The sequence below is a fragment of the Rahnella sp. PD12R genome (assembly GCF_019200965.1).
Classification (GTDB): domain Bacteria; phylum Pseudomonadota; class Gammaproteobacteria; order Enterobacterales; family Enterobacteriaceae; genus Rahnella; species Rahnella laticis.
The window spans coordinates 140342-152668 of sequence record NZ_JAHTMS010000003.1 but is presented as its reverse complement, the minus strand read 5'-3'; the positions used below and the strand labels follow the sequence as shown (position 1 = coordinate 152668).

Sequence of the window (12327 nt, the reverse complement as noted above, 5' to 3'; positions counted from 1 at the left end):
TCCGGTGCGGTGTGTTTAAAAGAAATTACAGGGCGCTTTTCGGCTTTGAGGCATCGATATAGCTGTGTTCAGTCGGGTTAACCAGCATGCTGAAGTTATAGAAGAAGGGAACGTTACGGGTCATGGCCGCCACGGCTCCGCCCTGCGTCGCAATCTCAAACCCCGGAATGTCGGAATAGGCGTATTCGCTGTCAATCAGTGCCAGTGCGATCAAAGACTGACATGCCGGCGAGTAGACACTTTTGACGATAACCCCGACGTCGCGGCCTTCGGCGCGCACTTTGTCATCGGCGGCAATGCCTTCGCACGCGGCGAGCGGAACAATACCGACCAGCTTGCGTTCTGCGCCCGCACAGGACAGGGATTCTGCAGCGAGTTTGCCGACAAAATCGTCTTTGTCATACTGAATCGCCCACTGCATTTGCAGCTCAACCGGGTTGCGGGAATAACCGCTGAACAACGCGGGTTCCCAGCACGGGTTTTCAACGCGGAGCGTATTTTGATAATTCAGGCCGCCGGTCTTCAGGTCGAATGGCTCACCGCTTTCCAGCAGTTTTTCCCAGACCTGGCACAGCGCCGCTTGCCCGCCAATCAGCTGGTAAGCAAATTCACCGTGTTTGCCGCAGCGCAACACCATCAGGCCATCGTCAGTGCTCATATATTCGTGATACGGCAGGCCGATAATGTCGAAGCCGTAAATACCGGCGAGCACTTCCCAGGCGTAAGGCCCTTCCAGCTGAATGGCGCCCCAGCCGTGCGGTTCCATATCCTGAATCACCGGCGACTCTTCAATATCAAGATCTTCGGCATTCTCCAGAATCTGCTTCAGGCGGTCGATCAGCTCAAAAGCGGACAGGTTTTCTGACAGCAGGTAATACCCTTCATCGGTACACAGCACCGAAATATCCCCGGCAATGGTACCGTCCTGATTGAGCACCAGCGAGTACATCGCCTGCTCATCACGGATTATCGAGACATCCGCCGAGGCTAAATAGTTGACCAGCGCCCACGCGTCATCGCCCATGACACTGACGACGGACATGCTGGAATAATCCACCATCAGGATATTTTCCCTTACCGCTTTATATTCCACTTCCGGTGAGTGATAAAAAGCAGGCACGGTTCTGCCGTTAAATGTGCCCATCGTGGCGTTATTTTTTTCATGTAATTCACGAAGCGAAATCATCTGAACCTCATTATTCAAAAAGGAGTTTTACTGTGGCTTTCGGTTTTTAATCACAAAAGACGCCAGGTTATTTACCGTTCTCATAAAAGAGGGATCATCGCTTTCGCTGACCTGAATGCCGTAAAGTTTATCCAGCAACACCAGAATTTCCGTCGCATCGACAGAATCAAGCTTCAGGCCATTACCAAACAGTGCCGTATCATCGTCAATCTGCGATTCTGTTTTCTGAATATGCAGACGCTGAATCAGCTCGGTTTTAATCTGATGTAATACGACTTTGCGTGCTTCGATATTTTCTTGAATTAAGCTCATGGGTATTGCTCCATATTATAATTGTTTCACTTCTCTGAAATTGATGATCACGCCCTGGCTGATCATCTTTTTGCCGACCTGCGCCGAAACACTGTAATGCCTGAAGCCGCTGGCGTCGGAGAACGTCAGCTTACTGGTCACTTCTATCGTGTCACCCGGATAGGCGACATCTTTGAATTTCAAATTTTGTGAAGCCAGAACGCCCTGCACCTGCGCGCGACGTGTCCGGATAATATTGCGCATGTCTTCATCATGAATTTTCGAATAAATATCACGAAGTGAATGCAGTGCTTCACCGTGGTTTTCCTGATAGATGTCACTCATATCTGTCAGAAAAGAGAAATACTCACTCGCCTGACCAAATATTTCTGAAATAATCGCACCCGGCATAATAGGATTGTCAGGGAAATGCCCGGCCAAATAAGGGTCATTATAGGTAACATGCTTAATCACCTTGATGTACCCGTTTTCGCCATATTTAAAATCTTCAATCCGGTCGACCATAATAAGAGGCTGACGCCAGCCGCCCATTTCAAGGAATACTCTGGAAGGAATCGCATATTTAGACATCATTCACCGCATCACCAGGCCGCCATCTATAACGATGGTTTGCCCTACAATATAGCTCGCCGCTGCGGAGCTTAAATAAACCACGGTATTCGCCACTTCTTCGCATTTCCCCAGACGACGCAGAGGAATGGATGACGTTATTTCCCGCACGACGGTACGCGACACCTTTTTCACCATTTTGGATTCGATCATGCCCGGCGCAATGGCATTAACCCTCACGCCTCTGGGGGCCAGTTCGGCGGCCAGTGTGCGGGTGAACGCGAGCAACGCGCCTTTTGATGCACTGTAATTGCACTGGCCCACGCTTGGGATCAGCGCGGCAATCGAGGCCACGTTGACGATCGCCGGGTTTTCAGCGGCTCTGAGCAACAACAACAGCTCTTTGGTCAGCCTGAACACGCTCAGCAAATTGGTATCAATAACGGTGCTGAAATCTTCGAAACTCATGGCGGCAAACAAATTGTCTTTGACGATACCCGCGTTATTGACCAGCACATCGATGTGTTTCGCTTCCTGCGCCAGCCTCTGACACATGCCGCTGACTGCATTTTTATCCGAAAGATCACACTGAATGATGTTCAGTTTACTCCCGTCCGGATGCTGATTTTTCAGCGCCTCCAGAGAACCGGCATTGCTGTTATACAGCGCAAACACCTGACATTGCTGGTTCAGGTACTCGGCACAAACCGCCAGCCCGATATCACCGCTTGCCCCTGTCACCAGGATGTTTTTATCTGCTAAATCATTAAATTTATACACAATGTTCCCTTAATCCCTCCGGGACGAAATAACCGTTACTGCAATCGCATGTGTACGGCAATGAGAAATGCTCAACGAAATCGCATTGATTTTTTTATCTTCCATGACGTCTTTTAAATGCCCCCTGAGAACAAAATGCGGGCACCCGAACTGATCATGTTCGATTTCTGCATCGTGAAACCGGATCCCTTCCCGGAATCCTAATCCCACCGATTTAACAACGGACTCTTTGGCGGCCCAAAATCCTGCTGCCCTTTCATAATCAGGGTCGTGGCTGTTTATGCTGATCAGTTCGCGCTGAGTGAAAACTCTTTGCAGGAAATTATCGCCGCCCCGCAATATCGCCGTCTTCACGCGCTCTACTTCAACAATATCGGTTCCAACAAACATGATGCTTCCTGCAATCAGAGCTGATAAGACACGGTGAAATTCACATTCAGCTTATCGGCATTTAATTCATCCGGATAAAGCAGCGGCGTGGACAAGGCAATATCGTAAGACAGCGTATTAATATTGCCCTTGAACCCGCTGGTTGCGCCGACGAGTTTCTTCCCGGAATAAGCGCCCTGCGGATAGGCTTCGCCCCATATTTCGCCGTAATCAACGCCGGCATACCATTCGATATTCTTAATGCCTGTAATCAGATTAAAGGTATTCTGGGCGTAAAAGCCTTTATCGCCATACAATCCCTGCGTATTTTCAAAACCACGCACATTCCACCGGTCACCGAGCGTGAACTGATCCTGCAATGTCAGCTTGTCAGGCGAATACTGAACACCTGAATTTAACGCGTAATAGGCAACGAAATTTTTCACGTTGAATAGCTTCGTGTAATTCACATTCAGGTTATAGAGATTGCTCTGCGCACTGACATCGCCGGATTTCATATCCGGCGTTTTCTCACCGCCTAAAAACGGAACAAACCGCTGATATGACAATGTGCTGTCGAGTAAGGCCCGGTCAAAATTCTGTTTATAGTTAATACCGAAGCGTGCATTGGTCATATCACGTTTTTGTAATGCCAGCTCAATATCTTCTAACTTGTAATCAACCTTTCTTTTTATTAATTCAGCACTGAGCGCAACCTTTTTATTACTGTCACGATAAACCGTTCTGTTGCCTTTCAGGCTGAGATAATCGCTGTCACCGGTGTATTTATAGTTCCAGGTTCCCAGAGCAATATTCTGTTTCGACCGGCTGCTGCTGTAAAACAGCTCATAATCCCAGTATCCCCAGGGCACGGAATAGTAAGCGCTCACGCTTTTGTACCCGCCAGTGCTCCGCTCCGTATTCGTCGTCCCCGAAAGATAAAAGGTATCGTTCAGATGCGCCAGGTTGTAAATATACGCCGCGCCGCCTGCGAGCACTTTGCCGGTTGCGTCATCGCCCCAGTTGTTCATCCAGACTTTACCGTTCCAGTTTTTTGTCCGGCCCGCGTTTATAACGACGTTGCTGTACCCGTTCTGGTGTCCGGGCTCGATGTTGATCTTCACTTTCAAGTTAGGGGCTTTTTGCAGGACTTCCAGCCCCTGTTCGATATCCCGAAGATTCAGGATGTCTTCAGCTTTAAAAGGCAATATTCCCGGCCTGATTGCGTCATCGCTGATAATAATGTTTTCAATTCTGCCCGGCATGACAACCAGCTTTAACTGGTGCGTCGTTAAATTCTGCCCCGGCACATCGACCCGCGTGGTGACGTAGCCCGAGTTGATATAGTAATCTTGCAGCCCGATGGCCAGTTGTTCAATTCCCCGCGCCCCCAGACATTTTCCCGCCACGCTTTTTTTAATTTTCCGTATCGTGGAGTTGTTCAGGAAATCATTTTCGACGATCAGTGTATTAATCGTCAGGCAGTTTTTCTCAACCGGAAAATCCAGGAAATCAACCTGCTTCTTCACCTGGCTGGAGTAGACATCCTTTTTGATTATTTTATTTTCCTGCCGGTTACTCCGGTCAATATCCTGCTGTGTTTTAACCAGGCTATTTAAATCCACGGTTTCAGCGTAAGACACTGTCTGACTTAAGAGGCTCAGGGTAATAATGAGTGCAATTCTAATTTTCATGATGCCTGTCCGGAAATGAAAGCAGCCATTACGCTGCTTTCATTTTACCGTTTAATTATAAACCAAAGACTTTACCGCTGTAGGTAATAGAATTCACATTCAGATTTAAACCCTGACGCCCGCCTAATACCGTGGAAGAACCCAGGCTGGAGACCGTTTTTGCCGTAATGCTGGCTTTCCCGTCGGTATAAAGTGTTCCGGTGTTATTCACTGCACCTGTAGACGTGACATTTAACGTATTGCCTGCAACGATATCGTTGTAGTTGTTAATTCCCACGGTGCCATGAACGGAAACAGCATTATCAGAGTTGATGGTATTACGGTTGTAAAGAATGCCTTCAGTCGACACATTGACGCTGTCTACACCGTTAATCCAGCCATAGTTGGTGAAACTGTTAAATACATTCAGAACCAGCGCACCGTCGGCAGAAATAATCCCTGTGGCATTATTGTCGATCATGTTGCCGCTGCTCGCCAGATTGAGGCTTTTAACATCAATCGCCAAATCACCGGCAGAGTAGATCGTTGAATAGTTGGCGTTAAGCGTCCCGGCGTTAATTTTAGAAGCGCCTGCACCCGCCACCAGCATACTGCGGTCATTATCAATCGTGTTGGTGACGGTCAGGTTTAACGGGCCACCTTCAGCAACAATACGGCTGCTGTTGTTGTTCAGAGCGCGGGCGGTGATATCCACCCCACTCTTACCAATCATGCCGCCTTCCTGATTTGCCATGCCCAGGTAGATACCGTAATTTGTGCCAAAACCTTTGCTGTTCTGGTTATAAACCGTACCCGCCGCATTCACGGTTAACTTTTTCTTCGCAACCATCAGCGCATAGCTATTATCAACATCTCCGCTGGAGGTCACATTGACATTTTGCCCCTGAATCACGCCGCCTTTGTTATTGACGCGGGAGGCCGTGATGTTGACATCACCGTCTTCAGAACCAATCACGCCGAGATTGTTATCCAGAGCACCGGACGTCAGTTCAATATTAACGCCTGTCTTGGCACTTAAACCTGACTGGCTGTTATTCATTGAAGCAGCCTGAATCGACACGCTTTTATCTGTGAGGATCATGCCGCCCACGTTGCTGACGTTTGCAGAGTTCTGGAACTGGATATCACCGTAAGATGCAATCTGCCCGCCGTTGTTGTTCAGCGTGGAAGAGGCGATCTGGATACCCCCTGCACCGGCGATAATACCCAGAGAGTCGCTGCTGGACGTATCGGCTGAACGGGTTGATGTGTTCGTGACGGTATTTTTAGACGCATCGATTTTGACGTGGCCGTTTGCTGAACGGATCAGGCCGTTGTTGTTATTCACCGCGCCGGTGCTCGCCATATCCACATCACCGTACGAGTCAATCGTACCCTGGCTGTTGTTCACGCTGGTAGATTGCGTGCCGACGTAATAACCCGTGATCTGCCCGTTGTTATTATTGAGCGTGCCGGTCTTGAGGCTGACGACACCGGCGGTAATACCGACAGTCTTGCCTTTGCCGGAGTTAGTCAGCGTCCCGTTATTGGTATCGATGCCCAGAACGCCCGTCGCGGCTAATTTACCGTTGGTATTATTGATAGCTCCGCTACCGATATACACGTCAGCGCCAGACATGATATTGCCGGCGCGGCTGTTATCGATCTGATTCTTGTTGGTATCGATAGAGATGCTTTTATCGCTTAAAATCTTACCGGTGACGTTGGTCAGTGCGCCGTTGGTTTTCATGTTGATCGCGCCGGAAGACTTGATCTGCGCGTTACTGTTGATCAGGGCGCCGTTGGTATCAATCTGAATGCCGCCCGTGCCTGCGGAGAGAACCCCGAGGTTGCGAACGCCGACACCGCTTTCGGTGCTGACCAGATTAATTTTATCAGCGTACATGCCACCCAGTTTGGCAACGTCAATGCCATAGGTGTTTCTTGAACCTGTTGCTTTCACTGTGCCCGTGACCTGATTATTCACATCCACATAATTATTACCGGCAATCACGGTGATCCCGTTGCCTGCGACATTCATATCGCCATTAACCGTCACGGAGCGGGCCAACAGAGCGGTTGGCGAGTCGCTGGTTAACCCGTCGGTGGTGATCACACCGCCACTCACGCTGTAACCTTTTAATTCACCGTTTTGCATATCCGGCTTGCCGGTGGTGACGGTCACTTTTTCAGCATTGATAAAACCGCAGCCTGAACAGGTAATACCGTTCGGGTTCGCGATAATCAGATGCGCCTTATCACCCGCCACTTCCATCATGCCGTTCAGGGCACTTTTGTTAGTGGACGTGACTTCGTTGAGGATCACTTTTGCCGTGCCTGAAGCCAGATTGCTGTTTCCCGCAATCTGTCCGGCCAGAGTGGTGTTGACTGCATTCTGGCTGTTATTGAAAATCAGCCCTTCTTTGCCGACGTTAAGTTTGTCGTAAATATTATGCGAAATGCCGTTCGCATTCGCTTCATTGATATTAATGACAGGCACACCGTTTGCCGATGCGACTGAACCGTTGGACATGCTGATATCTGCTGCATTCACAATGAATGGCATGGAGAGTAGAATTGACGCCGCAATTGGAGTGAATCTCGCTAACCCATTTTTAATCTGTTTGTTTTCCAATTTTCTGTTTTCCTTCATCTTTGAAGTTATAGACATAACAGCGCTGCAAGGATAATTAACAACGCAAAAATAATGGCAAAGTAAAATCAATGGTAAAAACCATTAGTTATAACCCTGTGCCACGATTATAAATAGGAGCCAACTCGAAACAGGTTCTGTTTAAGCAGAGCAAAAAGTATATTTTTTGCCCGTGAGATCCACCCGATGGGTATGTTGTTCCCATCGCAATCAGATATTTCGTCTGTGCGTATAGAATCAGGAGCATTATTATAATAGTGGAGTTCTATACATCCAGGGTATTACGGAGTGTTATATATTTATATCTGCCTTGTTTGAACAACGTGAATATACGTTTCTGAATTTACAGAATCAAGTGATTTTTCATACTCAGAGATACCCTGAAATCCTATTCGATCCGGAAACACTCTTATTAAATAATTAGAAATATCCTGCATAAGTGTATTTATTCCCCTGCTGCGCCTGATAACTCAAAAATATCATTATCAGTATATTCTCGAATATTACCTGTTCTCCCGAAGAAATAAGGATAAAAAAAGCACCCGCAGGTGCCTGAAATTCTGCCGGAGACATCAGCAACAAAGCGATATTATGCCGGTAGTGAGTCTTTGTGCATGCCCGTATCCTCGTCAGCAAGGCCAGACGGGAAAGTCGTATTACAACGTAATGGATCTGAAGCGCCCGGCGTTGCTGGCCGTATAAATCACCGTGTTTTGTATACTCCGGTGCCCCAGGTAATCCTGTATCAGCCGGGTATCGCAGCCGTTATCAGCCAGCGCATAACCGCAGGCATGTCTGAGCATGTGCGGGTGAACAGCCACGTTAATTCCTGCATTTTCTCCGTATTTACGGAACAAACGGTACAATTGCTGTCGGGACAGTTTGCCCCCGTGGCGGGAAAGGAATAACCAGCTGGAATCAGAATCAAGATATTGTGGCCTTATTTCCAGCCACTTCCTGATAAATACCATTTCCCGGTTTTGTATCGGATGCTGAACGGAGAAGCCATTTTTAAGGCGGGAGATGTAGATTGTCTTTGTCGAAAATTCGACGTCTTGAACCCGTAATCCGGCCAGTTCACTCACGCGAAGTCCGTGAATAAAACACATCAGCAACATGCACTTATCACGATGTTCGTTAATCCCTGCCGATACAGCGCCGACGAGTCTCTCCATCTCCGTCCGCGTTAAATACTTTCTCTCACGCATTCATTTTCTTTCCCTGTGGTATGTCATAATCTTGTGAATTCTTTCGAATCTGTTTGAGTTTTTTGGCGAGGATACGGTAATGAAACCGTTATTTCCACTTGTAAATTCCCGCTCACGGCAATCACAGGCTCAGGCTATAGAACGGCAGGAAATATCATAAAAATACAGCACAAAATATTACAAAAACCGAATACACTACTATTAGGCACTTTATATCTGCTATGTGGTGGTGCATTTATCAATGAACTCCAGTGGAATTAACTCACTGCGAATGGAGATCATTCCCGCGCATGCCGGGATTACTACGCCTGAATGCATAAACCTCTTAATTGAGAAGAATATAACTTTTATATTTGAATGCTCATTCAGAATAATCCCCGGCAATGCGGGATTTTTCTTAAAAGAAAATCCGCTGGAAAAGAGCAAAAAAAACCTCCGTTTCTCAACGGAGGCCTTTTCTCTGACGGTCAGTCATGAATAACGACGTGACCCGGGCACACTTTATTTCGTTGCGCTGGACGCCAGACGGATCTGAATATCGTTATCGAGGTTGTTCACCCAATGGTTGTAGCTGCGGTGAATTTCACCTTTCTCTGCCAGCAGGTTGGTGCTGCCAACATAATTAATGGTGTAACCGGTGGTGTTATAGGTGATGCGGATATCCGCTTTGTGCTCACGGTTATTCAGGTGGCCGTTAATCACGCCCGGCGCGCCATCCGTCATTATCCAGCCACGTTTCTGCCCGGCGTCAATAATAGCCGTGCGGATCTGATTTTCTGAATTATGCGTCGTCAGCGTGGTATGTGGCGTTAATACCGGCTCGGTACGCGCGCAGCCGGAAAGTGCCATGACACAGACAAGCCCAATAAGTAACTTACTTGTAGATTTCATGTGAACCTTTTTGATGTGTTTTATACGATAAGAAATTGAAAACTGGCCACAATATACGTCAACGCCGGAAAGGTGTCATGAGCGGCACAGGTTGAGCTGCGGCTTTTTTCCGGTTAGTATATAAAACATATATGTTTCGTATACTACTGAGGCACACTTATGGGCATCATCAAGATTTCAGAACTGATGCATGAAAACTTACGCATCGCCAGCCTGGCTTATACGCGTTCGATCAACGCTCAGGCTGAACACTGGATGAAAATTGGCATGTTAATGGAAACCCATCCGGACATGACTCACAGCGAAATCTCACGCCTGCTGGTGCGTTGCAGCATGGAATCCGATGAGAACACCGACAGTTTCCGTACGCTGTTAAACGTGGGCGGCACACACAGGAAGGCAAGTAATGAATAGTGGTTTAGACAGCGCGTATTTTGTTAACAATAACCGGATGATCAAAACGCCGGAAGGTATCAGCAAAGCCCGCATCGCAGGCAAACTGGCCGCCCGGGTTTTGCATATGATCACGCCTTACGTTGTGCCCGGCGTCACGACCAATGAACTGGACCGCATCTGCCACGATTATATCGTCAACGAATTGCAGGCGATCCCGGCCAATATCGGCTATCACGGTTATCAGAAAACGACCTGTACCTCCGTCAATCATGTGATTTGCCACGGCATTCCGTCCGACAAAGCGCTGAAAAAAGGCGATATTGTTAACATCGACGTCGCGCTGATCAAAGACGGCTGGTACGGCGACACCAGCCGCATGTATTACGCCGGTGAGCCCAGCATTCTTGCCCGCCGTCTGACGGATACCACGTATGAAGCCATGATGGCCGGCATTGAAGTCGTCCGCCCCGGCGCAACGCTGGGTGACGTCGGTTATGCCATTGCCGCCGTCGCGAAACGCGAAGGGTTTTCCATCGTGGAAGAGTATTGCGGCCACGGCATCGGCATGGGCTATCACGAAGACCCGCAGGTTCTGCATTATGGCGAAAAAAACCGCGGTCTGGTTTTGCAGGAAGGCATGCTGTTCACCATCGAACCGATGCTGAACGCCGGTAAAAAGCAGAATAAAGTGCTGCCCGACGGCTGGACGGTGGTCACCAAAGATCACTCGTTGTCCGCGCAGTGGGAACATATGGTCGCCGTGACCAAAGATGGTTTTGAGATTTTGACGCCATGGCCTGAGCACGAATAAGCGGAATTTTTACCGCATCCGGATCATGCCCGATGCGATGATAAACGCCTGACTGGTTGACTTTAATTCGAATACTACGAAAATGTTTTCATTCGAAAAACGACATGAAAGTCCCGGAGTTTATCATCGCTTCTTCCCCTGTTTTGCCCTTCGCAACTCCGGCTAAAAAGTCAGGCGTTCTTATTGCCATGGCGCTGTTACTGGCGAGTTGTTCATCCACACCGCCGAAATCACTGGTCACGCCGCTGCCGCCGGTCGCAAAGCAACCTCTTGCGCCAAAAGGTGAGCAGAATAAAGAACCGGTGCGCGGCGTCTGGCTGGCGACGGTTTCCCGTCTCGACTGGCCGCCGGTGTCTTCGGTAAATGTCAGCAGCCCCGCCCAGCGTATAAGTCAGCAGAAAAAGTCCCTCACCGACAAGCTCGATAACCTGCAATCGCTGGGCATCAACACCGTATTCTTCCAGGTTAAACCGGACGGCACCGCGCTGTGGCAATCCAAAATTTTGCCGTGGTCCGATATGCTGACCGGCACGATTGGCCAGGACCCGGGTTATGACCCGCTGAAATTTATGCTCGATGAAGCGCACAAGCGCGGCATGAAAGTGCATGCGTGGTTCAACCCGTACCGCGTTTCGGTGAATACCAAACCTTCAACGATTGCCGAGCTGAATCGCACCTTGTCTCTTAGTCCGGCGAGCGTTTATGTGCTGCACCGCGACTGGATCCGCACCGCAGGCGATCGTCTGGTGCTTGACCCCGGCATTCCTGAAGCGCGTGACTGGATCACCAGCATCGTGGCCGAAGTCGTGGCGCGTTACCCGGTCGACGGCGTGCAATTTGATGACTATTTCTATGCCGAAACCCCTGGCTCGGCGCTCGATGACAGCATGACGTTCAGAAAATACGGTCAGGGATTCAGCTCAAAAGCGGACTGGCGTCGCCACAATACGCAGATGCTGATCGAACAGGTTTCCCGCACCGTCCGCCAGCTGAAACCGGGCGTTGAATTCGGCGTCAGCCCTGCCGGTGTCTGGCGTAATCTGTCGTTCGATCCCGCCGGTTCCGACACACGCGGCGCGGCGGCATATGACGAAGCCTATGCCGATACGCGCCTGTGGGTGAAACAAGGTTTGCTCGATTACATTGCGCCGCAGCTTTACTGGCCGTTCTCCCGCAAGGCGGCGCGGTATGACGTGCTGGCGAAATGGTGGGCGGATGTCGTGAAACCGAACAACACGCGTCTGTATATCGGCATTGCGCTGTATAAAGTGGGCGAGCCGTCGAAGAATGAGCCTGAATGGACCACCCGCGGTGGCGTACCGGAGCTGAAGAAACAGCTCGATATGAATGAATCGTTACCGGGCATCAGCGGCACCATTCTGTTTCGGGAAAATTACCTGAACCAGCCGCAAACACAGGAAGCCGTGCGTTACCTGAAAAGCCGCTGGGGCCATTAAGTCAGAGCGGATAAAACAAAAAAAGCCCCCTGCAATGACGCC

The 12327-nt window shown here is 49.2% G+C and carries 12 protein-coding genes; 3 read left to right on the top strand and 9 right to left on the bottom strand.

Going from position 1 to position 12327, the window contains the following annotated elements:
- Positions 1-25: 25 nt before the first annotated feature.
- From KWG64_RS07875 to KWG64_RS07835, 9 genes are all read right to left on the bottom strand, one after another.
- Positions 26-1186: an aminomethyltransferase family protein gene (locus KWG64_RS07875; protein ID WP_218521515.1), complete on the bottom strand. Its 1161-nt coding sequence runs from the start codon at positions 1184-1186 to the stop codon at positions 26-28.
- Positions 1187-1213: 27 nt separating this feature from the next.
- Entirely contained in the window at positions 1214-1498 is a 285-nt protein-coding gene (locus KWG64_RS07870; protein WP_195813223.1) for a phosphopantetheine-binding protein, read from the bottom strand.
- Positions 1499-1513: 15 nt separating this feature from the next.
- Entirely contained in the window at positions 1514-2068 is a 555-nt protein-coding gene (locus KWG64_RS07865) for a 3-hydroxyacyl-ACP dehydratase FabZ family protein (protein ID WP_195813515.1), read from the bottom strand.
- Between the two features lie 3 nt (positions 2069-2071).
- Positions 2072-2827 (bottom strand): SDR family NAD(P)-dependent oxidoreductase, encoded by a 756-nt coding sequence (locus KWG64_RS07860; protein ID WP_218521514.1) that lies wholly within the window; start codon positions 2825-2827, stop codon positions 2072-2074.
- A gap of 9 nt (positions 2828-2836) precedes the next feature.
- A complete protein-coding gene (gene acpS, locus KWG64_RS07855; RefSeq protein WP_218521513.1) occupies positions 2837-3217 on the bottom strand; it encodes a holo-ACP synthase in 381 nt (126 codons plus the stop codon).
- A 14-nt stretch (positions 3218-3231) separates the two neighbouring features.
- Positions 3232-4890, bottom strand: a complete 1659-nt coding sequence (locus tag KWG64_RS07850; RefSeq protein WP_218521512.1) for a ShlB/FhaC/HecB family hemolysin secretion/activation protein — start codon at positions 4888-4890, stop codon at positions 3232-3234.
- A gap of 55 nt (positions 4891-4945) precedes the next feature.
- On the bottom strand, positions 4946-7402 hold the full coding sequence (locus tag KWG64_RS07845; protein ID WP_255562119.1) for a filamentous hemagglutinin N-terminal domain-containing protein: 2457 nt from the start codon (positions 7400-7402) through the stop codon (positions 4946-4948).
- A gap of 776 nt (positions 7403-8178) precedes the next feature.
- A complete protein-coding gene (locus KWG64_RS07840; protein ID WP_218521511.1) occupies positions 8179-8730 on the bottom strand; it encodes a tyrosine-type DNA invertase in 552 nt (183 codons plus the stop codon).
- Between the two features lie 501 nt (positions 8731-9231).
- On the bottom strand, positions 9232-9621 hold the full coding sequence (locus KWG64_RS07835; protein WP_152326614.1) for a hypothetical protein: 390 nt from the start codon (positions 9619-9621) through the stop codon (positions 9232-9234).
- Between the two features lie 159 nt (positions 9622-9780).
- Here KWG64_RS07835 and KWG64_RS07830 point away from each other — a divergent pair, with 159 nt between their 5' ends.
- From KWG64_RS07830 to KWG64_RS07820, 3 genes are all read left to right on the top strand, one after another.
- Positions 9781-10035: a ParD-like family protein gene (locus KWG64_RS07830; protein ID WP_104925134.1), complete on the top strand. Its 255-nt coding sequence runs from the start codon at positions 9781-9783 to the stop codon at positions 10033-10035.
- Entirely contained in the window at positions 10028-10828 is an 801-nt protein-coding gene (gene map, locus KWG64_RS07825) for a type I methionyl aminopeptidase (RefSeq protein ID WP_218521510.1), read from the top strand. The genes KWG64_RS07830 and map overlap by 8 nt, the downstream gene beginning before the upstream one ends.
- 104 nt (positions 10829-10932) lie before the next feature.
- Positions 10933-12285, top strand: coding sequence for a glycoside hydrolase family 10 protein (locus tag KWG64_RS07820; RefSeq protein ID WP_218521509.1), 1353 nt, complete (start codon positions 10933-10935; stop codon positions 12283-12285).
- The last annotated feature ends 42 nt before the right edge of the window (positions 12286-12327 follow it).

Bases quoted from the DNA above. Each gene is read 5' to 3' on its own strand.
- map (WP_218521510.1), top strand. From the start codon at position 10,028: ATGAATAGTGGTTTAGACAGCGCGTATTTTGTTAACAATAACCGGATG.
- KWG64_RS07865 (WP_195813515.1), bottom strand. From the start codon at position 2,068: ATGTCTAAATATGCGATTCCTTCCAGAGTATTCCTTGAAATGGGCGGC.
- KWG64_RS07835 (WP_152326614.1), bottom strand. From the start codon at position 9,621: ATGAAATCTACAAGTAAGTTACTTATTGGGCTTGTCTGTGTCATGGCA.
- KWG64_RS07820 (WP_218521509.1), top strand. From the start codon at position 10,933: ATGAAAGTCCCGGAGTTTATCATCGCTTCTTCCCCTGTTTTGCCCTTC.
- KWG64_RS07830 (WP_104925134.1), top strand. From the start codon at position 9,781: ATGGGCATCATCAAGATTTCAGAACTGATGCATGAAAACTTACGCATC.
- KWG64_RS07875 (WP_218521515.1), bottom strand. From the start codon at position 1,186: ATGATTTCGCTTCGTGAATTACATGAAAAAAATAACGCCACGATGGGC.
- KWG64_RS07840 (WP_218521511.1), bottom strand. From the start codon at position 8,730: ATGCGTGAGAGAAAGTATTTAACGCGGACGGAGATGGAGAGACTCGTC.
- acpS (WP_218521513.1), bottom strand. From the start codon at position 3,217: ATGTTTGTTGGAACCGATATTGTTGAAGTAGAGCGCGTGAAGACGGCG.
- KWG64_RS07870 (WP_195813223.1), bottom strand. From the start codon at position 1,498: ATGAGCTTAATTCAAGAAAATATCGAAGCACGCAAAGTCGTATTACAT.
- KWG64_RS07850 (WP_218521512.1), bottom strand. From the start codon at position 4,890: ATGAAAATTAGAATTGCACTCATTATTACCCTGAGCCTCTTAAGTCAG.
- KWG64_RS07845 (WP_255562119.1), bottom strand. From the start codon at position 7,402: ATGTCCAACGGTTCAGTCGCATCGGCAAACGGTGTGCCTGTCATTAAT.